The 23,231-nt window shown below is 57.1% G+C and carries 23 protein-coding genes; 11 read left to right on the top strand and 12 right to left on the bottom strand.

The window, feature by feature from the left end; all coding sequences use genetic code 11:
• Positions 1 to 170 precede the first annotated feature (170 nt).
• From FHS21_RS03445 to FHS21_RS03415, 7 genes are all read left to right on the top strand, one after another.
• A complete protein-coding gene (locus FHS21_RS03445; RefSeq protein WP_112526536.1) occupies positions 171 to 539 on the top strand; it encodes a hypothetical protein in 369 nt (122 codons plus the stop codon).
• 251 nt (positions 540 to 790) lie between these two features.
• Positions 791 to 1,582 carry an endo-1,3-1,4-beta-glycanase ExoK gene (gene exoK, locus FHS21_RS03440; protein ID WP_183660984.1) on the top strand — a complete coding sequence of 264 codons (792 nt, stop codon included), beginning with the start codon at positions 791 to 793 and terminating at the stop codon, positions 1,580 to 1,582.
• 147 nt (positions 1,583 to 1,729) lie between these two features.
• Positions 1,730 to 2,905: a glycosyltransferase family protein gene (locus FHS21_RS03435; RefSeq protein ID WP_162713582.1), complete on the top strand. Its 1,176-nt coding sequence runs from the start codon at positions 1,730 to 1,732 to the stop codon at positions 2,903 to 2,905.
• Between the two features lie 50 nt (positions 2,906 to 2,955).
• A complete protein-coding gene (locus tag FHS21_RS03430) occupies positions 2,956 to 3,960 on the top strand; it encodes a glycosyltransferase family 2 protein (RefSeq protein ID WP_162701830.1) in 1,005 nt (334 codons plus the stop codon).
• Positions 3,960 to 4,934, top strand: a complete 975-nt coding sequence (locus FHS21_RS03425) for a glycosyltransferase family 2 protein (protein WP_112526532.1) — start codon at positions 3,960 to 3,962, stop codon at positions 4,932 to 4,934. Before FHS21_RS03430 ends, FHS21_RS03425 begins: the two co-directional genes overlap by 1 nt.
• A complete protein-coding gene (locus FHS21_RS03420) occupies positions 4,924 to 5,853 on the top strand; it encodes a glycosyltransferase family 2 protein (RefSeq protein WP_183660981.1) in 930 nt (309 codons plus the stop codon). The genes FHS21_RS03425 and FHS21_RS03420 overlap by 11 nt, the downstream gene beginning before the upstream one ends.
• A 53-nt stretch (positions 5,854 to 5,906) precedes the next feature.
• Complete coding sequence (locus FHS21_RS03415; RefSeq protein ID WP_112551066.1) at positions 5,907 to 8,237, top strand: polysaccharide biosynthesis tyrosine autokinase; 2,331 nt, start codon at positions 5,907 to 5,909, stop codon at positions 8,235 to 8,237.
• A 5-nt stretch (positions 8,238 to 8,242) separates the two neighbouring features.
• Here the strand turns inward: FHS21_RS03415 and FHS21_RS03410 are convergent, their stop codons facing one another.
• From FHS21_RS03410 to FHS21_RS03395, 4 genes are all read right to left on the bottom strand, one after another.
• The gene (locus tag FHS21_RS03410; protein WP_246410798.1) at positions 8,243 to 8,935 is read right to left on the bottom strand and encodes a metallophosphoesterase; all 693 of its coding nucleotides are present in this window, start codon (positions 8,933 to 8,935) and stop codon (positions 8,243 to 8,245) included.
• Between the two features lie 356 nt (positions 8,936 to 9,291).
• On the bottom strand, positions 9,292 to 11,307 hold the full coding sequence (locus tag FHS21_RS03405; protein WP_183660979.1) for an acyltransferase family protein: 2,016 nt from the start codon (positions 11,305 to 11,307) through the stop codon (positions 9,292 to 9,294).
• Positions 11,308 to 11,423: 116 nt separating this feature from the next.
• Positions 11,424 to 12,155, bottom strand: coding sequence for a TylF/MycF/NovP-related O-methyltransferase (locus tag FHS21_RS03400; protein WP_112526524.1), 732 nt, complete (start codon positions 12,153 to 12,155; stop codon positions 11,424 to 11,426).
• Positions 12,156 to 12,365: 210 nt separating this feature from the next.
• Complete coding sequence (locus FHS21_RS03395) at positions 12,366 to 12,848, bottom strand: SH3 domain-containing protein (RefSeq protein ID WP_112526824.1); 483 nt, start codon at positions 12,846 to 12,848, stop codon at positions 12,366 to 12,368.
• A gap of 248 nt (positions 12,849 to 13,096) precedes the next feature.
• Here FHS21_RS03395 and FHS21_RS03390 point away from each other — a divergent pair, with 248 nt between their 5' ends.
• Positions 13,097 to 14,098, top strand: coding sequence for a 2-hydroxyacid dehydrogenase (locus FHS21_RS03390; protein WP_112551065.1), 1,002 nt, complete (start codon positions 13,097 to 13,099; stop codon positions 14,096 to 14,098).
• Positions 14,099 to 14,237: 139 nt separating this feature from the next.
• Here the strand turns inward: FHS21_RS03390 and FHS21_RS03385 are convergent, their stop codons facing one another.
• From FHS21_RS03385 to sugE, 4 genes are all read right to left on the bottom strand, one after another.
• A complete protein-coding gene (locus tag FHS21_RS03385) occupies positions 14,238 to 14,642 on the bottom strand; it encodes an aconitase X swivel domain-containing protein (protein ID WP_112526520.1) in 405 nt (134 codons plus the stop codon).
• Complete coding sequence (locus FHS21_RS03380) at positions 14,639 to 15,895, bottom strand: aconitase X (RefSeq protein WP_183660977.1); 1,257 nt, start codon at positions 15,893 to 15,895, stop codon at positions 14,639 to 14,641. The genes FHS21_RS03385 and FHS21_RS03380 overlap by 4 nt, the downstream gene beginning before the upstream one ends.
• Before the next feature lie 3 nt (positions 15,896 to 15,898).
• Entirely contained in the window at positions 15,899 to 16,669 is a 771-nt protein-coding gene (locus FHS21_RS03375) for a molybdopterin-synthase adenylyltransferase MoeB (protein ID WP_112526516.1), read from the bottom strand.
• 228 nt (positions 16,670 to 16,897) lie between these two features.
• Positions 16,898 to 17,212 carry a quaternary ammonium compound efflux SMR transporter SugE gene (gene sugE, locus FHS21_RS03370; protein WP_112526822.1) on the bottom strand — a complete coding sequence of 105 codons (315 nt, stop codon included), beginning with the start codon at positions 17,210 to 17,212 and terminating at the stop codon, positions 16,898 to 16,900.
• A gap of 269 nt (positions 17,213 to 17,481) precedes the next feature.
• On the opposite strand from sugE, the gene FHS21_RS03365 reads away from it, so the two are divergent.
• The 3 genes from FHS21_RS03365 to FHS21_RS03355 all read left to right on the top strand — a co-directional run bounded on the left by FHS21_RS03365 (position 17,482) and on the right by FHS21_RS03355 (position 19,105).
• Positions 17,482 to 18,126, top strand: coding sequence for a hypothetical protein (locus FHS21_RS03365; protein ID WP_158482210.1), 645 nt, complete (start codon positions 17,482 to 17,484; stop codon positions 18,124 to 18,126).
• Positions 18,123 to 18,671: a hypothetical protein gene (locus FHS21_RS03360; protein ID WP_112526512.1), complete on the top strand. Its 549-nt coding sequence runs from the start codon at positions 18,123 to 18,125 to the stop codon at positions 18,669 to 18,671. The genes FHS21_RS03365 and FHS21_RS03360 overlap by 4 nt, the downstream gene beginning before the upstream one ends.
• 215 nt (positions 18,672 to 18,886) lie before the next feature.
• Entirely contained in the window at positions 18,887 to 19,105 is a 219-nt protein-coding gene (locus tag FHS21_RS03355) for a hypervirulence associated TUDOR domain-containing protein (protein WP_112526510.1), read from the top strand.
• A gap of 467 nt (positions 19,106 to 19,572) precedes the next feature.
• Here the strand turns inward: FHS21_RS03355 and FHS21_RS03350 are convergent, their stop codons facing one another.
• The 4 genes from FHS21_RS03350 to FHS21_RS03335 all read right to left on the bottom strand — a co-directional run bounded on the left by FHS21_RS03350 (position 19,573) and on the right by FHS21_RS03335 (position 23,126).
• Positions 19,573 to 19,761, bottom strand: a complete 189-nt coding sequence (locus FHS21_RS03350; RefSeq protein WP_112526508.1) for a hypothetical protein — start codon at positions 19,759 to 19,761, stop codon at positions 19,573 to 19,575.
• A gap of 101 nt (positions 19,762 to 19,862) precedes the next feature.
• Entirely contained in the window at positions 19,863 to 20,504 is a 642-nt protein-coding gene (locus FHS21_RS03345) for an Isoquinoline 1-oxidoreductase subunit (protein ID WP_112526506.1), read from the bottom strand.
• A 2-nt stretch (positions 20,505 to 20,506) separates the two neighbouring features.
• On the bottom strand, positions 20,507 to 22,663 hold the full coding sequence (locus tag FHS21_RS03340; protein ID WP_112526504.1) for a xanthine dehydrogenase family protein molybdopterin-binding subunit: 2,157 nt from the start codon (positions 22,661 to 22,663) through the stop codon (positions 20,507 to 20,509).
• A gap of 4 nt (positions 22,664 to 22,667) precedes the next feature.
• A complete protein-coding gene (locus tag FHS21_RS03335; protein WP_112526502.1) occupies positions 22,668 to 23,126 on the bottom strand; it encodes a (2Fe-2S)-binding protein in 459 nt (152 codons plus the stop codon).
• Positions 23,127 to 23,231: the final 105 nt, after the last annotated feature.

The raw sequence follows: 23,231 nt of genomic DNA, 5'->3' as shown, positions 1-23,231 counted from the left end.
AAAAACCGTAGTCGTTTTTCCGGAAGGTTAAAGGTTGTGTCAGATACTGGGAGTTTCGTTATCTGGCTTGACAGGATCGAAACCGGAAACAACCATTGTGTAGCAAGTTTTGTCTATAGCTCTGGGTACGTTGTTGAGGGCGCCTTTGCGTCCTGGGAAATGGGTGAGAGATGGCATTATTCCGCTTCCGGACAAGAAATCCCGAGAGAGATCGTCTGTCGGATGCCACGCGTTTCCTGAGTATCAAGCGGGCAATACGGGATGTTGTTGCGGAGACTGAACGCGAGCGCGACGGCTTTCGCCGCCGTTATGACGACGCTTCGGTCAATGCCGCATTTTCCTTCGAAAACATGGAAAACGAAGGCGAAACAGAAAAGGTGTCTGCGCAGGTGGATAATCTGACGCAGGCACTGACAAGGTTTTCGCAGCGTATCGATTTCCTGGAAAAACAGATGGCGTTCATGCAGGAAATGGACGAGGCCATAACGACGTTTGAGAATGCGAATGGCCTTGGCCAAGTGGAACCGAAGTCCGATTGAAGTCTCGCTTCCGATAGGGCGAATACGACCTTAAAAAGGCACGTATTTGCGGTTCGTTATCGCTCTATGCTCACTAACATATTGATTTTGCGATAAAAAAGAGCCGCATTTTTGATTTTTTTACGCGGTTGACAGCCGCTACGGCGCGTTGTGAAATGATGCAGTGCAGCAAAGATAATATGCACTCTTAGGATTATGTCCAACTTCGGCTTCTGGCTGATGCGCCTTTTCCCATAAAGAAAGGAAGATCGATGGTCGCCCCGATTTCATCCCGGATAGCACTCGCCAGCATGGCGCTTGGCCTTTGCTTGACACCCGTTCTCGCATTTGCCCAGGAGAAGCAGCCAGGAAAATCCTTCGTCGAAAACTTTGCCAGCCTGGACAAGAAGCGTTGGTACGTTTCGGATGGCTGGTCGAATGGCGCTCACCAGAATTGCACGTGGTCCAAGGGGCAGGTGGGTCTCAAGGACAACACCTTGACCCTCGGCTTTGCGCCTCAAAAAACCAAGGATCGCGATTATGTGTGCGGCGAGATACAGACCAATGAGCGCTTCAGCTACGGTACCTATGAAGCACGCATCAAGGCCGCGGCGGGTTCAGGGTTCAACACCAGCTTTTTCGCCTATATCGGGCCCCAGCAAAAGCAACCATGGGACGAAATCGACTTCGAGTTTCTTGGAAAGGACCCCTCCAGGGTTCAGTTGAATACCTATGTCAACGGCAAGGGCGGACACGAGAAACTGGTCGCCGTCCCTGAAGGCGCAGACAGCAAGTACAATGACTATGCCTTCGTTTGGGAAAAGGATCGTCTGCGCTACTATGTGAACGGTCAATTGGTGCACACCGTCACCGATCCTTCGGCTCTGCCCACCCACCCGCAGAAGATATTTCTGAGCCTTTGGGCCAGCGACAAGATGAAATCCTGGCTTGGAGCATTTAGCATGCCCAGCGCACCCGTTTCGGCCGAGTTTGGCCGGGTTGCGTTTACTGCGCTGGGTGAAGCTTGCCAGTTCCCTGAATCAGTTGCGTGCTCGCTGGATTGATTTTTTCGATGGCAACATACCTACGCCCAATTCATTACAATAATGCCGCAGGGCTCATTATGGAACTTGCTGCAGTGAAGCAAAAATGTTGCACTGCAGTAAAAGCCATACTAAGTTACCTACGCAGATCAATCGTGGGATGACCTCATGCTGCATGTCCTGTACCTCGTGCATGATCTGTCCGACCCCGCGGTCCGGCGCCGCGTGATCATGATGCAAGCTGGCGGTGCAACCGTCACTGTTGCCGGTTTCACGCGAAGCCGCGAACCGATCAGGGAGATTGCGACAATCGTTCCGATCGATCTCGGCAGGACGAGTGATGGCAGGTTTACCCAACGCGTCGCCGCTGTTGCACGCGCCGCGTTGACACTCGGCTCGAGGCTCAAGGGTGTGGCGAGACCGGACTTGATCATCGGACGCAACCTGGAAATGCTGGCACTCGCCAATCGGGCGAAGGCTTTCTTTTCCGGTGACGTGCCAATTGTCTATGAATGCCTTGATATTCATCGGCTGCTTTTGCGCCGGGATATGACGGGTAAGGCGCTGCGCTTCGTGGAACGAACGCTCAGCAACAATGCACAGCTTCTGATCACGTCTTCGCCCGCATTCGTCAGGCAATATTTCGCACCCTTTGGCCAGATCAACTTGCCGGTCGAAGTGGTGGAGAACAAGGTTCTGGAACTCGGGCCTCAGGAAACGGAGGCCATCAGCCGTGCGGGCAAGTCCAAAGACGAGCCTTGGAAGATCGGTTGGTTTGGTGCCTTGCGCTGCCGAACTTCGCTGGAGCTCCTGTCAGCGTTCTCACGCAAGATGGAGGGCCGGGTTGAAATCGTTTTGAGGGGTCGCCCCGCCTATTCGGAGTTCGATGATTTCGACCGCTTCGTTGCCGATGAACCATTCATGCAGTTCCATGGCGCCTACGCAAATCCGGAAGATCTGCAGAAGATCTATGACGAAGTGCATTTTTCATGGGCTATCGATTTCTACGAGGCCGGACAAAATTCCAACTGGCTTCTGCCGAACAGGCTTTATGAAGGATGTCGCTATGGCTCTGTGCCAATAGCGATGCAGGGCACCGAAACCTCGCTGTTTTTGCAAGAACGCGGCATCGGTTTTTCACTAGGCGAACCGACGGTCGAGGTTCTTGCAGCTTTGTTCGATGAAATGGATACCGATCGTTACGAACGCGCCCGTGAAAAAGTCAAAGCACAGGAACGTTCGACCTGGGTGTTTGACCAGAACGATTGCCGCGCACTGGTGGAACGTCTTGGGCGGCTCACTCGTGCAAACGAACATGGCGCCGTACTTCGGGTCGCAGCTTGACCAGCCGGAATGCCGGATCGGCAAAAATGAAAACAGGAGAAGTGACGTCAATGCCAAGCGCTACAAAAACGGATTTTGTCGGCCGTTGCATTGTTGTTGTGCCTTGCCTCAACGAGGCAGAGCACATTGGCGCGCTTCTTGAAAAACTGGGCGCCGAAGCCCGGCGCTTCGACTTGAAGATCGTCGTTGCGGATGGCGGCAGCAGCGACGGAACGCAGCAGATCGTTGCGGAAATAATGCAGAACGATCCGCGTGTCATTCTCCTGCACAATGAGAAACGCGTCCAGAGCGCCGCAATCAATCTGGCGGTGGCGAGCTATGGCGAAGGGCACGACTATCTCATTCGTATCGATGCGCATGGAAAATACCCGGACGATTATTGCGAAAAACTGCTCAATGAAGCGGAAGCTACGGGAGCGGATTCCGTCGTCGTCGGCATGGCGACCGAAGGGTTCGGGACCTTTCAAAAGGCGACAGCCCTCGCACAGAATTCCAAACTTGGTAACGGTGGCGCGCGGCATCGCCATGGCGCAAAAGGCCACTGGACTGATCACGGCCATCATGCCCTGATGCGTATTTCGATGTTCCGCGAGGTTGGCGGTTACGACGAGGGCTTCACCCACAACGAGGACGCCGAGCTTGATTGCCGGCTGAAGGCTGCCGGTGCACGCATATGGATGACGGACAAGACCTTCATGGTCTACTATCCGCGGTCATCGGTATCGGCGCTGTTCAAGCAGTATCTCGGCTATGGGAGAGGCAGGGCAAAAAACCTCCTGAAACATCGCATGATTCCGAAGGTTCGTCAGGCGCTTCCCCTTATGGTCCTTCCTGTCGTCGCCGGCGTTTTTCTCGCTGCCCTCAGCTGGTGGGCGGCGGTACCGGCTGTACTATGGATGACAATCTGCCTGGGCTATGGCGTGTGGTTGGCCGTTGGCGAACGTAATCCTTACGGTCCGTTGGCGTCCGTATCAGCGATGATCATGCATCTCGCCTGGTCCACGGGTTTTTGGCTGCAACTGTTCGATTCGCGCAGACGGGGGGATACGCCCTGATGACTGGCTCGAGCAATCAATCCAGTGCTAGTGAGACCTGGATCGACATTTGTATCTGCACGTATCGTCGTGAGGAGCTGAGGGCGACCCTGCTTTCGCTCGGCCAAATGAACCTGCCGGAAAAATGCCGCGTACGCGTTGTTGTCGCCGATAATGATATCGAGCCCAGCGCCAAAGATCGGGTTGCCGATATCGCGTCGGAACTTCCGTTTGAAGTGCGTTATATCCACAGCCCGGCAGCGAACATATCATTGGCTCGCAATGCCTGCCTCGACGCCAGCACCGGCGACTATGTTGCCTTCATCGACGATGATGAAACGGCGTCGGAGGACTGGATAGAACGTCTATTGACCACGGCACGCGATACGAATGCCGATGCCGTACTCGGACCCGTACAAGCAACTTATGCAAGCGATGCGCCACGCTGGATGAGTAAGGGTGATTTCCATTCGACGTTTCCTGTATGGGTACGCGAGGAAATTCTCACCGGCTATACATGCAACGTCTTGTTACGCCGCTCCTCGACATTCATCGGGAACCGGCGTTTCAGTTTGGCGCTGGGACGAAGCGGCGGTGAAGACACACAATATTTCACCGAAATTCACGAAGCGGGCGGCAGGATTTCATACGCACCCCAAGCCTGGGTTTTCGAACCGGTGCCGCAGGCGCGGGCCAAATTTTCGTGGCTTTGCAAACGGCGCTTCCGCGTCGGTCAGACGCATGGGCGGATGCTCAGGAGTGGATCAACCGGCATGAAACGTGCCGCTCAGATGGTGCTTGCGGGTACCAAGGCGGCTTTTTGCGTGTCTATGGCACTCGTGACGGCCTTTTCTGCTACCCGGCGCAACCGATGGTTCCTGCGCGGCATTATGCATGTGGGTGTCGTCAGCGGCCTGATAGGCATCCGCGAGATCGAGCAATATGGAGAGGTGGCGATGGTGCCAGCGAGGAGAGATAAATCCCGTGCAGCCTGATGTCACCTTCATTATCGCCGCCTATAACGCCGCGGACACGATCCGGCGCGCAATAGAAAGCGCGCTGGCACAGCGCGGCGTGAGCGTGGAAGTCATAATTGTCGATGACAGGTCTACCGACAACACCGCCGCCATCGCCGGTTCGTTGGCGGACGAGCGGGTACGCGTCGTCACACTGGAAAGCAATAGCGGTCCTGGTTGCGCTCGCAACGCCGCTCTTGCCCTCGCGAAGGGCCGCTGGATTGCGGTGCTCGATTCCGACGACACGGTGTTTCCCGACCGCATCGCGGCGATGATAACCCGTGCGGAGAATACCGGCGCGCAAGCCGCCGTGGACAATATCGAAGTGATAAAGGACGGCGAGACAAAGGGAGAGACGATGTTTCCCGTCCACTACCTTGCGAAAATCCGCGAGATTTCACTGGCGGATTTCATAGCTTCGAACCTCGTTTTCGTGACGACCTTCAATTTCGGCTACATGAAGCCGATTTTTGAGCGCCGGTTCATCGAGACGCATGGTTTGCGTTACGAAGAGAACCTGCGTATCGGAGAAGATTATATCTTCCTCGCATCCATTCTGGCGAAGGGAGGAAAATGCGTCGTGGAACCATCAGTCGGATATGCCTATCGTGTGCGTCCTGGGTCTATTTCGCGCGTCCTCGAAACACATCATATCATCGCCATGTTAGAGGCGGACAAGACATTCCTGGCAAAATTCGAACTCGGTGCTGAGGCTAAGGCTGCCCAGGCGCGACGGACGCGCAGCCTGGAGGAGGCGAAATCTTTTCTCTCTCTCGTCGGTCATATTAAACGCAGATCGATCAGCGGGATCATCGAGGTGGTATTGAAGGACCCTGCGGCGCTTCGCCATCTCTCTATGCCTATTGGAATACGTCTCAGGCGCTTGATCCCGTCCTAAAGGCAGGCAGGCCCAGTCAATATTTTATACGAAAGCAAACAATCGGCGGTAACATGCATCAAGGCAATCAACTCTTTAATGTTCGGCTAGCGGGAAGCCCGGAAGGGCAAGCCCACTCCGATAATTTCATTGACCTCGAGCACTTGATGACTATCGCCCGGCGGCAGGCAAGAACGGTCGCCATAACCGCTGCTGTGGGTCTGTTACTCGGCCTCATTTACATCATCGCCGCCAAACCAGGATATACGGCCGCGACCAGTATTTTGCTCGACGACAATCTTGGCAAATTCGCTGATGAACCTTCGCCTGCACCCGCCAATATGCAGACAGATACAACAATACTCAGCCAGATCGCGATTCTGAAGTCGGCTGAGCTTGCAGAAAAGGTGGTGAGAAAGGAGAAGCTTGACGAGAACGATGGGTTTATGAACCCGCCGCGCTCCATTTTCGCAACCGCCATTTCCACAATGCGGTCCATCGTCGGGCTCTTCGGGAGTAGCAAACCGGCCAATACGGATGGCCTGTCCGCTGCGGATCTCAAGGTCGAATATGCGGCATCGCTCCTGCAGTCCAACGTTGATGTCCAAAGGCAAGGACGCAGCTTTGTCATCGATCTCACCTATACGTCAGACGACGCGGAACTCGCCGGAAGAATTGCGAAGGCCTATGCTGACGTCTATCTCTCGGATCAGCTGGACGCAAATTTCGATGCGACGCAAAGGGCGACCGTCTGGCTTCAGGGCCGCTTGAATGAACTGAAGGAAAGTTCACAGGCAGCAGCCCTCGAGACCGAGCGCTTCCGGGCCGCCAATGGTCTGACGGCGGCTAAGGGAGCGCTGGTTTCCGAGCAGCAACTTTCTGATATCAACAGCCAGCTGATCCTGGCGCAGGCTGACACCGCGCGGGCGCGAGCCCTTTACAATCAATATAAGTCGATATTGGCCTCGGGTCCCGAGGGCGCTGTCAACAATGCGGCTGTTGTATCGGACCAGAGTGGCACCTCGGTGATAGGAACCCTGAGGGCGCGCTATCTGACGATCACCAAGCGCGAGCAGGAAATCGTCAGCCGTTTCGGCCAGGATCATCCGCAAGCTGTCAGTCTGCGCACCGAGGAGCAGGACGTTTCCCGACAGATTTTCCAGGAGCTCCAGCAAATAACCGAAAGCTACCGCAATCAGTATGAGGCTGCGCAGTCACGCGAGACATCCCTGCGCGAAGGTTTGGATAGTGCGACCGGCAAAACGTCCACTGCAAACGAAGCTCTCGTGCATTTGAGGGATCTGGAACAGAATGCCCAGGCACTGACCAATCTCTATCAGACCTATCTCGGCCGCTATCAGGAAGCGTCACAGCAGCAGTCCTTCCCGATCGCCAAGGCGCGCGTGATCTCGGTTGCATCGACGCCGACGGATCCATCGAGCCCGAAGAAGAAACTCGCCCTCGCAGCCTCCCTGCTGCTCGGCCTTTTTGCTGGCGCTGGCATTGGCGCATGGCGTGAATACCGTGAGCGCTTTTTCCGGGTTGGCGAAGATGTGCGCACGCTTCTCGGCGTCAAGTTCCTTGGCTTTGTGCCAAAACTCGAGGGTATAACAGAGGCCAAGAGAGCGCCTGTGGCCTTGGAGGGACAAGCCGCGCCGCCAGCCCGGACCAATATAATCCGCTTGGCTGTCGATAACCCGTCTTCGCAATTTGCCGAAACATTGCGGAACGTCAAAATCGCTGCGGACGTTGTGCTGCAGGGCAAGGAAAGCAAGGTGATCGGCGTCGTCTCCGTTTTGCCGCACGAAGGCAAAACCACGATTGCTGCCAATTTTGCGGGATTGCTGGCCGCAAAGGGGGCCAAGACGCTGCTCATCGATGGCGATCTGCGCAATCCAGGTCTGTCCCGCGCCCTGTCGCTTTCAACGCAACGAGGGCTCGTAAAGGCGGTCATGGATGGTCAGCCTTGGCAAAATTCCGTCAAGGTCGAGAACAAGACCAAGCTGGCCATCATTCCAACGGTGCTTCACCGGAATTTGCGTCACACCAGCGAGATCCTTTCAAGCCCGGGTATGAAGAAACTGCTGGATGAAGCGCGCACTGTGTTCGACTATATTGTCATCGACCTGCCACCTCTAGGTCCCGTCGTCGACGCCAAAGCCTTCGCTCCAATGGCCGATGGCTTCGTCATGGTGGCAGAGTGGGGTGTCACGCCTCGCGCACTCGTCAAGTCCGTGCTGCAAGCGGAGGCGGAAATCGCGCCGAAGATTCTCGGACTGGTCCTCAACAAGGTCGATATGAAGCGGCTTGCAAAGTACAGCTCTTACGGAAGCACCGAGCATTTCATGGAGCGATACTCAAGCTACTATCTCGATACGCCACGAATGCCCCCAACCAAAACATAGAGCCCTTACGTCGTGAACACGCGGCCCTTCTTCTGCCAGAGCCGCAACGCACTCAGTTTGCCTGTCGAGAATGCCCCGGTATCGAGGTTAAACCGCCTGCCTTCCTGGCGGGGGGTTTCTATCGGCGTGTGGCCGTGAACGACCCACTGCCGGAGCAGATGGGCGTTTTCAAAGAATTCGCTGCGGATAGAAACAAGGTCGTCATCTTTCTGATCCTTCAGCGAAAGGGTGGGCCTTATACCGGCGTGTGCAAACAGGAAACTTCCGGCGTTGATCATGATTGGCAAGGATCGCAGAAACTGTTTATGCCGGTGGGGAATTGAAGCGCGGATGGTGTCATCCAGCATTTGCGGCGTACGGTGGATCATTCTCAGACGCTCCACATCAATGCCGTAGGAAAGCAATGTCGAGTTAGCTCCCATGTGCCACCAGCCCGATAGAGACAGCCGTTTTTCCAGATAATCGAGCATGGCGATATCGTGATTGCCGGTCAGGCATATGCGCTGGAAATCGGCATGCGGCTTGTGGAGCAGGTGCTCGATAACCTGGGCGGAGGCTGGCCCGCGATCGACATAGTCTCCCAGCATGATGATGAGCTTTTTGCCCGGCAACCCAGCAGCGTCTTCGGTGATCATGCTTTCCAGTTCAAGCAGCTGATCGTAGCAACCGTGCACATCGCCGATCGTGTAAACGGCCATCTCTGAGATATCGATTGAAAGACGGCGTCTTGCGTTCCGCGGCGCAGGCCTATCGGACCTCAACAACCCAAGAAGTGTCTTCAATACTGGTTCCCCGCTCATTAGGTCCTGACCCTTAGCCAGCTATTACGATACGTATAAGCGAGTGTGGTGTCCAAGCTGGATGTGTCATCCTGGTTTTCGATAAATATGACGCTGAAAACAATGGCTTATAACGAATAAACGCGTTCAAATGCAATCTCTCCGGGCAGGCGGCACGAGATGCATCATTCGTAGAGGTAATTGGCTATTTTGGGGCGGGCAGTAAAGCTGCGGGCGCCAGCGGAAATCATGGCGCCCACAGCAAGCTATTCTATTTACAGGTTTTTCTCACTGGCAGGCTGAGATTTCACAGCACCTGCTATCGCCGGTTTCAAGATTGCGCGTTCGAGTGGCCCCGCCAAGGATTCGGCGTAGGCGGTGGCAATGTGGTGACGATCCCGGAACATCAACTTTCCATCGATCGTGGCATGGCACAGCGTGTCGCTGCAGAAAAATGATGTCATATCGACATATGATGCATTCTGGATGCTGCTCACGATGCCTTTTTCAATTTTTGCATCACCCTCATTGAGGGCCGCAGCGCGTGGCGTATCGCAAATCGACGGGTCTCTGCCTTGCCAGAGCGCGCGCGCCACACATTTGTCCAGATACGCTTTGTGCGTTGGGACATCGCGCAGGAAAACGACCTTGATGCCTGCGTCGACAAGCGGCTGTATCGTTGACTTTATCCCGTCAGCCCATTGTCGCCTGAGCGGCGACAGTTCGGATGGGTCACTGATCTCCTCATTGAGATGACTTATCGAAAGCTGCGAGATGATGACGAGTTGAGGCTTCATTGCGATCATTTCCTTGATCGCCAAATCTCTCCACTCATCGCACTCGGTGTAATCACGTTTGAGTTTGATGGACCATGTGGTGACCCGCGTCGCCCGGCATGATGATTTGAGGTATGTGACGAGGCGGATATCGTCTTTCTTGGCAATATCGATAAGAGGCGTCGACCAGTGATCGGCATGTGAGTCACCGAAAAGCACGATCGTTTGACTGGAAGATTGCGACCCGAATATGCAAGGCTTCGGCTTGACCGTCTCGAGATCGAGCACGCAGCTTTCATCCGTTGCGCGCACCGTGGACGGGCGTTCAGCTGTCTCGGCAATCATACGTTGCTGCGACGTGATATTGTGCTTTGCAAACGTCGAACTTGCGTAGCCGACCGCCACGCCCGTCATCGTCAGCAGCGCGGCGAAGGCGAGGGAACGGCGCGTGCTGGCCATAAGCCATGCATTCCTGCGTATCGGATTTTCAACGAAACGATAGCTGAAAATCGACAATGCAAGGGTCAGCAGCATGAGCAGGATACGTTGTACGCTGGTCAGATCAGGTACCAGCATCGCCGCATAAACAATGACCGGCCAATGCCAAAGGTAGAGTGAATACGACAGCTTTCCCACCCACTGAGCGGGCTTGACCGCGAGAAGGGCCTTTGGACCGTAGGCGCTTTGATGCACGCCGCCAAGCAGCACCATTACAGTTCCCAGGGCAGGGACCAGTGCAATAAAGCCAGGAAAGGGATCCTGCTCGGACACGCGCAAATAGGCTGCAATGACCAATGCAAGGCCAATCCAACCCATTGCCGGCGCATAGCAAAATCGCTTGGCCCAATTGTTCAACAACGCCATGGAGGCAAGGCCTCCGATCGCAAATTCCCAAGCCCGGAGAGGTGAAAAATAGAACGCCCAGGGCTGGGAAACAACGGTTAGCCACGCGCAAAGCGCAAACGAAATGGCGGCAACGGCTGCCATCAGCAGAAACACACCATGTTTACCCGGGCGTATCCGGGTGAACAGCAGGAGAAGTGCAGGCCAGGCAAGGTAGAACTGTTCCTCGACCGATAGCGACCAGAAATGAATGAACGGGTTGTTCGTGGCGTCGACAGCGAAATAGTCTAGAGACCAACGGATGAGCCACAGGTTGATTATATACGTCGAAGCGAACAGTGCTCCCTTGGAATAAAGCTGCTGCTCGGACGGCGCGAGGATAAAATATCCGGCCACGAGGGTAACGAGAATGACGAACAGCGAGGCTGGAAGCAGACGGCGTGCCCGCCGCGCGTAGAACGTCCAAAGATTGACCGTGCCGTGCTTGGCGATTTCCTGCTGAAGATGCTGGGTAATGAGATAGCCGGATATGACAAAGAAGATGTCTACGCCGACAAAGCCGCCGGGCAGGCCAGTATAGCCGAAGTGGAAGGCAATCACTCCAGAAACTGCCAGGGCACGCAGCCCTTCAATGTCAGGGCGAAACGATTTTGATGCGGTGACGGCGCTCATGGGCTTGTCGAAACTCCCAATTTCGGGAAATATTCTACCGGGCAGCATAGGTAAATTTTGACGCGTTGCAACAATTTTGGTGCGACGCAATATTCTGTCCCGGCTGAATTGGATGGTCAGGCGATCATGCCCGTCCGGCGAAGGATGACGTTTTCTCCGTCATCAAAAGTGAAATCCCCGCGCTGGCGCAGGAATTCATCTGTTGCGGTCCGGCATCCACCGTAGTCGTGGTAGTCATCGATCAAAATGACGCCATTCTGGCTCAGCCGGTCAGCGACCTTGTTCAGGCAATACATGACCGGATCGTACCAGTCGCAATCGATATGGGCGAAGGCCATACGTTCCATTTTGGCGTTCGGCATTGTGTTTTCGAACAGCCCCTTGTGCAAATCAACGTTCGAGCTGTCGACATCGAGGCCATACTTCGTAAAAGACCGGCAGACATCGTCATAGAGATTGTCGCGATATCCGTAATATTCGTCGCCGCCGAGCCCCGAAGACTTTCCGCTCGCGATCTTCTCGTAGCGGTCCTTCGATTTCACGTCGTCCTTTTCCGAAGTGGGAGGAGGGATCATGCCGAAAACGTCGAAGCCATGGAAGCTCCGCCCCTGGCTTGTCGCCGTCGTGGCGAGGACGATCGCGCTTCCGCCGAGGGCAACGCCGAACTCCGCCACATCGCCGGGCACCCGCCGCTTCTGGATCTCACTCAACGCGCCTTCAAGGCGCCTCAGCTTCCGTGGCGACAGGTATGTAAGTCGGTCCCGCCGGACCGATCGCGCCGTGTTGCTCAAAAGGGATTCGTCAATCACACGGCGGGCACGCCCGACAATAGCATGCATTCTAGCCATTACGTTCTCCTTCAGGGGTGGGCCCAGTGCTCGAATCGTCTGCTCGCATATGCAACCGCACCACTAGCAATCGGTTGTGGTGATTACATGACGGCAGGTCCAAAGGGCTGCTAGCGAAAGAGTCGGGCCGAAATTTGACCCTCGGTCCGCAAAGGGGAACTGTGAGGCGAAATGAGCCAATGGCGACGTTGTGCCGCCGCTTCCCGAGGTCTAGTCGTCGAACTTCTCGTCCGGATAGGCGCCCCAGATGTCCGACTGACGCATCCAGCCGCTGGCGCCGCTGAATACGACACGGCAAAAATTCCCGTTGCAGGTCTTGAGGCTTCCCAGAACGCCGGGCTGCACTTTGGCGACAACGCTCGCCTTATCGTCGGCACTGCGATAGACGTTCAGCATCACGCCATCCTTGTCGCGCTGCCAAGGCGCGGTCATTGCTGTGCGTTTGCCAGACAGCAGCGACTGATAGACCCAGCCCTCCGTGCCCTCCGAATCCCGAATGCGCCGCCAATTGTCATATTCCTGCACGATCTCGACCGGGAGGCCGGATTTAAGAAACAGCCAGGTCACGGCGTAATCGCGGCCGGGCCCGACGCGCAAATTGACGCGCCCCGGCTTCAGGCTGACGAAACGTGGCAGCGGCAGGCCGCTCGGGCCTATCTGCGCCGCAGCGGCCGCTCGCGCCAGCGCCGGCATACCGAGTGGAATTGCCAGAACGATCGCAGCCGCAAAAGCAAAAAGGCGAAAATTTCGAATATTCAACAAGTCAGTCCTTCATCGTCCCGGGTTTGCAACCGCCAAATTGCGGCCGAATGGAGAACGATCCCTATTTTTCTTTGTCTTCTGTACGCCGCCTTGATAGACAGGTGCAGAACGCCACGAGCAATTGCAGTTTGCAATGACTTGGTTAAAGAGGTCTCAATGCGTCGCGAATTGGGAGGGGAATATTGGTGAGCAAAAAGCCTCTGGTCGTCATTACCCGCAAACTGCCGGATTCCGTCGAGACGCGCATGCGCGAACTCTTCGAGGCGCGGCTTAACGTCGATGACCGGCGGCTGACGAGAGCGGAACTGATCGAGGCTGTCAGCCACGCCAACGTTCTTGTGCCGACCATTACCGACCATATCACCGAAGAGATTATCAGCGCCGCCGGCCCCAATCTCAAGCTCATCGCCAATTTCGGCAACGGCACCGACAATATCGATGTCGTGGCCGCCGCCAAACACGGCATTACCGTTACCAACACACCCAATGTCCTGACCGAAGACACGGCGGACATGACCATGGCCTTGATGCTGGCCGTTCCGCGGCGTCTGGTCGAGGGGGCATCGATCCTGCTCGACGATGGCAAATGGGAAGGTTGGGGACCCACGTGGATGCTCGGCCGCCGCATCTGGGGCAAGCGCCTCGGCATTGTCGGCATGGGCCGGATCGGCACCGCTGTAGCCCGCCGCGCCAAGGCGTTTGGCCTTTCGATCCACTATCACAACCGCAAGCCGGTGAGCCCCAAGACCGAAGACGAACTTGAGGCGACCTATTGGGAGAGCCTCGATCAGATGCTTGCCCGTATGGACATCATTTCGGTCAATTGTCCTTCGACACCCGCGACTTTCCATCTCCTCTCCGCCCGGCGCATCGCGCTAATGCAGCCGACGGCGTTTGTCGTCAACACCGCGCGCGGTCAGATCATCGATGAGCATGCGCTGATCGAGCAGCTGGAACACGGCAAACTTTCGGGCGCGGCGCTGGACGTGTTCGAGCACGAGCCCGCGGTCAACTCCAAGCTCCGCAAGCTTGCAAGGCAAGGCAAGGTTGTGATCCTGCCGCATATGGGTTCGGCAACGCTCGAAGGTCGCATCGACATGGGCGAAAAGGTGATCATCAACATCCGCGCCTTCATCGATGGGCATCGCCCGCCCGACCGGGTCCTACCCCGAGACCGGTGACAATCCACCCTGACGGCAATCTGATGCGGTTTTCTGCGCTTCCGGTGCTCACGGACGAATAAGTCCGCTGCGCTCCGGTTCTCGAAAAACCACACCAGCTGGACTCGTCAGGCTGAATTCTCATACGGTCTCGAAGCACCTAGCTCGGTGTAATTGAACCGTCGCTGCCAATTGCCAGCTTGTTACCAGCAAATCCCGCAAATTTTCCGCGAGCCAATCTCAGCGCCATCGGCGTTGCGTGGCCCATCTCCTGCGCAACGATGAGACCGAGTAGCAGGATCGCGTCGGGTTCATGCAGGATGAGCGCGGCCGGTGCGAGGCCTGCGCTGACCAGCTCGAGCAGCACGGCGGCAGCCGAGGACGAGCCGATGGTGCCGGGCAGGCACAGCACCTTGCCGCTGATCGAAACGCCATGCTGCGGATGGCGCACATCTGCAATCATGCCGGTCTTCGGATTGACGCCGCCCCAGAAACTGATCGGGGCGGTGAGCACAAGGGCAGGCGCCTCGGCAGGTTGACCCGCGACGAGGACTTCCGCCTTCATGCTGCGGCCTCAAATACCGGGCGGCCGAGCACCGCGCTTTCCACGCATTCGGCCATGGAACCATAGATGACGCCATAGCCGGTATTGCCCGGCGCATAATGCGCGAACTTGCCGGAATTGGTCATCAGTACCGCACCTGCGATATCCGGCAGGATGGGCGTGACCACGACGCAGGTGTCGGCGACGATGACGACGCCGGCTGCTTCCAGGGCGACCCTGCGGCCACTTGACTCCAGCGAGGCAAGCGCATGGCGCCCGGTGCAGGCGTAGAGCGTAACCTTGAGCTTACGCTTGCCGATCAACGCTTCCAGCCGGTCGAACTCCGCGATTGACAGATGCGGGCTACCAATGGCGACGGCGTCGATACGGTCCATGTCAAGCGCCGTGGAGAGGCGGCGGCGCGAATCCGCGATCATTTCGGCCGTCACTTTGATCACAGCTTGTGGCGGCTGGTGATGCAGGGCGGTTGCAAGGTCCGGCGCTTCCGGGGTGACGCCGGCGACATGGAACAGGCCGACAGCGCCGGCCGAAGCGGAAGCCGCGCCGAATGCCTTCAGTGCATCTTCGCCGGGGTGGGCGGCTATGCCTGCAACGACGCCGATCGCATCGCCAACCTCGCGGCCGTAAAGACTGCCGAGGATCGGCCAGGCGACCTCCGAGCCGAGGAATGCCGGATCCAGCCCGGACACATCAAACACCACCGTGGCGCGGCGGTTTTCCGGCCGGTGCAGGCCGTAATAGGGCGCAAAGCCGGATATGGCGCAGGCGATATCGAGAAAATCGCCATAGCGGTTGGTGCGTGCGCCGAGCACCGAATTGCAGAACACCACCGCATTGCTCTCGCCCCAGGCGACGTCACTGCCGAGCGCCGGACGGTGCCCGGCCTGATAGGGCGCGCAGGTCCAGCTTGGCTCGCAGCCGAGGGTGCGATAGGCATCCATCATGCGCCGCGCCATGCCGCGTTCATGGGGTGGCAGGCGGTTCTTCGAGCAGCCGGTAAGATCGAGCGAGCCGACATTGAGCGTTGCGCGCACGGCAACCTTGGCGCCGCCGAGGGCCAGCTTTTCCGCAAACAGCGTGCCGCTATCGCCGTGATAGAGCGCGCCGTCGATATGCGCCGAGGCGATCGGGATGAGGGATGGCGCACCCATCAGCCGAGCGGTGGCAGCGACGATGCGCATCGCCATCGCGGCACCTTCCCCGCGCGCGCCATTGGCAATCGCCTGTTGTTCGGCGGAAAGCGCGAGCGCCATCGCTCAGGCCTTGCGTGCTTTGTACTTGATGGTCTCGAAGCGCGAGGTCAGCGCATCATAGAGCAGCAGCCGCCCGATGAGCGGTTCGCCGATGCCGGTGATGAGCTTGATCACCTCGGTCGCCTGCAGGGTGCCGATGACGCCGGGCAGGACGCCGAGCACACCGGCCTCGGCGCAGGCGGGCAAAAGCCCTGGCGGCGGCGGATTGGGGAAGAGATCGCGGTAGGATGGGTTCGCCTCGCCCGCCGCATTCGCCGCGTAGGGCATCAGCGTCGTCACCGACCCGTCGAAGCGCCCGAGCGCCGCCGAAACCAGCGGCCGCTTTTGTTCAAGGCAAGTATCCGCCAGCATATAGCGCGTATCGAAATTATCCGAGCCATCGACGACGATGTGATAGCGGCTGACAAGATCCGCCACATTGTCCGGCGCGATGCGCAGCTCATGCGCCTCGACAGTCACATGCGGGTTGATCGCGGCGATGGCGCGCGCCGCGCTCTCCACCTTGGGTGCGCCAACAAGCTCGGTGGAATGGATGATCTGCCGCTGCAAATTCGACAGCGACACGCGGTCGTCATCGATAATGCCGAGCGTGCCGACACCCGAAGCCGCCAGATATTGCAGCACCGGCGCGCCGAGCCCGCCGGCGCCAACGACAAGCACGCGGGCGCGCTTCAGCTTTTGCTGGCCGGGCCCGCCCACCTCGCCAAGGATGATATGGCGGGCATAGCGCTCGATTTCGGAAGAGGTGAGGGGCGTGATCTGCTGTTCGGTCATGACGCTGTTTTATCTCTCCCCTTGTGGGAGAGAAAGGATTTTCTTGGATTTAGCCTCTTTGCTAAATCCTTAGAAAAGCCAAGTGAGGGGGTAGTATAATTATTGCAAATCCCCTCTCTTGCGATTTCTAGCACTTAGCTAAAGAAGCTAAGATGCTGAAATCGCTACCGGGGCGAGCCACGGGTCTCGCCCGCCTTCGGCCCCCCACAAGGGGGGAGATAAGTGGTGCTAGGCAAGAAATTTCAGCCCGCCGATACCCGCAACGATCAGGCCGATGCAGACGAGGCGCACAACCGTTGCCGGTTCGCCGAAGATATACATGCCGAGCAGCGCCGTGCCGACCGTGCCGATGCCGGTCCACACCGCATAGGCGCTGCCGACGGGCAGATCGCGCAAGGCAAGGCCAAGCAGAACGACGCTGATGACCATGCTGCCGGCGGTGAGAACAGACGGGGTGAGTTTGGTAAAACCATCGGAATATTTGAGCCCGATGGCCCAGCCGATTTCGAAGAGACCGGCGAGAATGAGAATAATCCAGGCCATGACGACCATCCTTTAATGTTCGATCGGGCCGTCCCGGATTTTGTCTGGAAACGCTTGGGAAGCGTGGAGGCCGTCCTCCAGCGATTTATGTAAGGATCAGTGGAGGAATTGGCAAGACGACGAAGGGATGAGTAATTTTGAGGGTTAGGTTCAAGGGGAGTGAAGGGAGGAGCGGCTTGCTTTGATGACTGTGGGTGTGATGGCATCGGTGATAAACCACTAGAACTCAAACCAGCAGCAATGTATTCTGATTAGTGGGGGGACTGTTCATGTCAATTTGGAAGTCTTTTGTACTAACGGCAATGTTTTTGTTGCTTCCGATCGAGATTGTAAAAGCGCAAGATAATTGGGGGTTGGCGGTGCCAACGGACAGCTTAAGGGCTCTCAAGCAGAAATCGGATGTGCCTGATGTTAATAAAGCGCTGGGAGAAATTTCGGAAGATTGGTCCTTTATAGAATACAGTTTTGGGAAGGTCGGCTCTCCCACAGATAAGTATAAAGAAATAATGAACTACAATAGAAAGTTGCTCGATGAGGCAGCAGTGCAAACAAACGCAGGTTACGCGAAGATAGTTTATGATGTAAAAGACGATTTGGCGGTGAAAGCGGGATATATTCGTGCAGTCCCCACCGCATCGGCTATAGCGTACAGCGAAGTGTCTGTTGTCGTCAAAACAATGAGAAATCAGCAGGAAGTACACGGCTATTTTATTGGGTTCAGTCCCAAATATCTTTCAGGCCAAGATCCTATATACCGATTCAACAATCCGACCAGCCCAAGCGAAGGATCGCTCCCTCCCGGACGATATGAAATGGTGGCTATTTTGAATGGAAAAGTTATAGAGCGACAGGAAGTCAACATTGGTCTCAAGGGTGCGCAGGATCAATCGATCACCTGCTTGATTACTCAATGAAGCTCGAGCTGCTGATCTCGCGCCTAAAATCAAAGTGGGCGCTGCTTTCAGCTTTCGCAGCCTTCATTTTTGCGATTGTTGGACCAATCGTGGCTTCTCCACCAACGCTTTGGCGGGAAGCTGGGGACGTTTCTAGACTAGGCCCCTTTATAATCAGTATAGTTGCTTCGATGATGCTCAGCGCAATGTTGGCTGTCAAAGCACCAGCTCGACCAAGTACTTTTTATCTTTATACGGGTTTAACAATTGTAGTTTTGCTGGCATATTTTTTCGTTAGAGCGGAGTGGAGTTGTCCTTATTCGGATGGTCGAATGGCAATAGGCTGGGACTATCTGCCCGTAGCAAGCGACTATTTGAATAGGAATCCAAACCATAGCTGTGAACTTTTACTCTTGGATTTTACTGGTGATACAGACAAAATTTGGCCTCCGGCGCAGATTGGTATTGTGTGGGCCTTTCTCCTCATTCTTTACATCACCGCAATTTCTTTGACCGCCGCTCTTACCGTTCAAGCGATGCACCATCTCTTGAACGCGGAGGGTTAGTTGTGCCAAATGGCAAAAATAGCTGTGCGTGGTTCGACAAGCTCACCATGAGGGAGGTGGTGCACTCCCTGAAGTCCGTCATTCCGTGATCCTCGGGTCAGGCCCGAGGACGACTGAGAGGTGGTTAGGCTTCAGACGAAGTATGCTTCTTTCGGAACACTCTCTCGCTGCCAATCATTCCGCTCTCAATCACCACCAACAGGGAACACCCACCCATGACACATTTCCACAACGGCGCGCGTGTTGAATGGAACTGGGCCGAGGGCGTTGGCGCTGGCAAGGTCGTCGAGGAGTTCACCAAATCGGTGACGCGGAGGATCAAGGGTGTCGAGGTGACGCGCAAGGCTTCCAAAGACGAGCCCGCCTATATGATCGAGCAGGACGATGGCGGGAGGGTCCTGAAAAGCGCTTCGGAACTCAGGGCCGCGAAATAGCTGTCGCGTGGTTGGCCTTCGACAAGCTCAGGAAAGCTCACCACGAGGGGTGTGGGTTTGCTCCCTGAAGTCTCTACCCACCTTTCCGTCATCCTCGGGCTTGACCCGAGGACCCATGGCAAAGGAAGCACAGTTGTTTCGGGGCAACCAAGCATTCCAGTTAAATCCTTGCTCAATGACGGAGCAGGCATCAAATGCCGGAATGGAGATGCCCTCGCAGTTCAGCCGTGGGTCCTCGGGTCAAGCCCGAGGATGACGGAGAGGGAAAGGATGACGAAGAGAAAAGGATGACGGAGAGGCGGCGATACCGCCTGTGACGCCACTGGGACCACGTCGATTGACGCGCGGGGCGGGTGCCGCTCAAGCATCTTGAGCGTCCATCATCAGGTGCACGCTCACCTTTACTTGCGAGGTAAGCATCAGCTCACCGATCGCGCCCGATAGTTCACATTCCCCGAAAACCCGAGCTATTCGGCTTCCTGCTGGGGCTTTTCCTGTTTGACTGATTGGTTCTCAGCCGGAATGGGTGTCTGGTCTTTCGAGACACTGGCTGTCGTCATGTCCTTGTCAACGGAGGCAGTATGGCCCGCACAATCGGCCGAGGCGGCCGATACGGTAAGACCGAAAGCAGCGGCAAGTACGAGGATTGTCTTCATCGTCTAACTCCTGAGCTTTTTGTGATGCGCTGGCAGCGTAACCGCTAATTCCATTTCGGCAAAATCACAGTTTTGTTGGGTGTCTGGCCGGGCCCGGTTGATCAATCGGGGCAGTCGGCACCGGTCTTGACCCAGGCGGCGATCAACGCGGCAAATGTCTCCTGCGATCCGGGCGGGGCGGTTCGTCCATCGCCCGGATGCCAAGCCCAGCCGACGAGGTGATCCTCGCCCATATGTTTTATGAGATCCTCGTGCGAGCGATTGCCGTTGCGGCTCGTGTCCTTCACCTGCTGGCATATTTCGCTGACCGTCAGTCCTTGCCAGGCCATGCTCGCCGGGGCCAATTGCCAGTGTGCGTTGCCCGGGATGGATTTCATGCGGCTTCCGACGATCGAACGGTTCTCCGCGCCATGGCAGGCGCTGCAGGCAAGACCCAGCGGGCCGACCGAGCTGTTGCTGGCGATCATCAACGGCACGTGCGGATGCTTGTCTTCCCCTTGCGTCGGGCTGCGGGTTGCCGGATGGCAGTTGATGCAGCGCGGATGCGTCAGGACGCGGCTTGCCTCTTCGAAGATGGCCTTCGAGCGTGCGCTGGTGTCCGTTATCGTATCGAAATCGGAGACGGCCTTGAGCGCGCCGCTGGCTGATGTCTCGGCGTTGACCTGCAAGGGTCCCATGACGACATATGTTCCGGCTGTAGCGAGAACGGATGCAATCGCAATGGCGGCAAAACGCATGGCCATGATCACACCCTCTGGAATTCGTGCTGGTCGATCGGCAGCGACCGCAGCCGCTTGCCGGTCGCCGCAAAGATCGCGTTGAACAGCGACGGAGCAACACCGGGCGTTCCGACCTCGCCTATGCCGCCTGGCGCCTCCGAACTAGGGATGATGTATACCTCGATCCTCGGCGTCTCATGGATGCGCAACACGGGGGAGTCGTCGAAGTTGCTCTCGACAACGGCTCCGTTTTGAACGGTCAGGCGTCCGTAGAGTGCAGCACTGAGGCCATAGACGATGCCGCTCAATATCTGGGCGTCCACCGTGTCCGGATTGACGACCTGACCACAGTCGACTGCACAGACGATGCGCTCGACCTTGGGTTTTCCGTCGTCCCCAATGCTGACTTCAGAGATCATTGCGGCAAAGCTGCCGAAATCCTCCGAAAGGGCGATGCCCCGGCCTTTGCCTTGAGACAGGGCATTTGACCAGCCCGCCTTCTCAGCGGCCAGATCAAGAGCACCCAGCAGGCGCGGCTTATGTTGCAGCAGGCGCTTGCGGTACTCGAGCGGATCGATTTTCGCGGCGGTAGCCAGTTCGTCGATGCTGCCTTCGATCGGAAAGATGTTGCGCGTAGCGCCGACGCCGCGCCAGTTACCGGTCAACATTCCGTCGGGCGCCTCATGGCGCACGAACTCGGTAAATTTGTTCGGGATCGCGTAGGACGATTCTGCACCGCCCATGATGTCAAGGTCGATACCATCTTTGGTAAAGGCCGGCAGCCAGCGCGCCATGACGGCTGGACCGATCACGCGGTGACGCCACGAGACGGGCATGCCGTCCGGGCCGAGCGTCGCGCTGACCTTGCTGTAGTTCAGATAGCGATAACAGTCGTGGCGGATGTCCTCCTCGCGGCTCCAGGTGATCTTCACCGGGCCATCAACCTGTTTCGCGATCTTCGCCGCCAGAATGACGCCGTCGACGTCGAGCCTGCGGCCGAAACCGCCACCGAGAAGCTGGTTGTGAACCACCACCTTGTCCAAAGGCAGGCCTGTGACGTCGGCTACCGCCTGCCGCGCACGCCCCGCAACCTGGGTGCCGGTCCACACGTCGCAGCTGTCCTTGCGAACGTGAAGCGTGCAGTTCATCGGCTCCATTGCCGAATGCGTGAGGATCGGCATGCGGTAGACGAATTCATGAACGGGCCCGTGTTCGGCTTCAGCCTTGGCGACATCGCCTTCATTTATATGGGGCAGGGCCTTGCCGCCGTTCGTCGCATCCTCCACGCGCTTCTCAAGCTCGGCCGAGGTGAGATCGCCGCTCGGACCCGGATCCCATTCGATGGAAAGCGCCGCAAGCCCCTTGCGGGCGGCACCGGTATTATCGGCCACGACCGCAACCGCGTCTTCGATGCGGACCACCTGCTTGACGCCTTTAACCGCCATTGCCGGCTTGTCATCGACGCTGCGCAGTTTACCGCCGAAGTGCGGACAAATCGCGATTGCGGCGTAGGACACGCCTTCCGGACGGGCGTCGATGCCGAATTTTGCAGTACCGTTCACTTTCTGCGGGCTATCAAGGCGCCGGATGGCCTGGCCGATAACCTTGAAGCTGGATGACGGCTTCAGTGGCACGTCCTGTGGAACGGTCTCGGCAGCAGCGGCTCGAATAAGGCTGCCATAGGCCGCGGTGCGTCCGCTTGCGGCGTGAACGACCTCCCCGGCCTCGGCTGTGCACGTATCCGGCGCAACGTCCCAGCCACGCGCTGCGGTGTTGATCAGCACCATACGGGCGCTGGCACCGGCCTTGCGCATCTGCTCGTAAACGCCACGAATGGAGAGTGAACCGCCGGTGATCTGGTCGCCCAGCAAAGGGTTTGCGTAACGGGCAGGATCGGCGGGTGCATGCTCCAGCACTACCTGGTCGAGGGGGACTTCCAGTTCTTCGGCGAGCAGCATCGCGATCGACGTATAGATGCCTTGCCCCATCTCCGCGGCTGGCATGATGAGGACGATCTTGCCATCGGCAGGAATGCGAATGAAGGGGTTTGGTTCAAAACCGGCTGCGGCAGCCGAAGAAATCGACGGCCGCAATCCGAAAACGAGGCCGGCTCCTGTTAGCGATGTGCCGATCAGAAAGTGGCGGCGTGAAACGGAAACGTTGACTTTGTCGTGAATGGACATCGCATCACCCCGCCTTCGCCGCCTGTTTGATGGCCGCCCGAATGCGCGGATAGGTACCGCATCGACAGATGTTTCCCGCCATGACCGCATCGATATCGTCGTCGGTCGGCGATGGATTGGCAGCAAGGAGGGCAGTCGCGGACATAATCTGTCCGGACTGACAGTAACCGCACTGGACGACATCGATTTCGAGCCAGGCCTTCTGTATTCGCGCGCCTTCGGCAGTATCGCCAATCGCCTCGATCGTGGTGACAGGTTTGCCCACCGCCTCTGCGACCGGCATGATGCACGACCGCACCGGCATGCCATCCACATGCACAGTGCAGGCACCGCACATGGCAATGCCACAGCCGAATTTCGTGCCTGTAAGACCTATGGTGTCGCGAAGAACCCATAGAAGCGGAATGTCGTCATCCACATCGACGGCATAGTCATTGCCATTGACCATAAGATTATGTGACATGTGAAACCCGGCTGACAGCCGTCCCCGACTAACTTGCAGCAATTGTCAAAAGTAGCCGAGATAGTGCAAAACGGCAAGCTTTGGGCCCTGATGTCGGTATTTTTA

The sequence above is a fragment of the Phyllobacterium trifolii genome, from assembly GCF_014192095.1.
Classification (GTDB): domain Bacteria; phylum Pseudomonadota; class Alphaproteobacteria; order Rhizobiales; family Rhizobiaceae; genus Phyllobacterium; species Phyllobacterium trifolii.
This window is presented reverse-complemented; position numbering and strand designations above follow the sequence as displayed.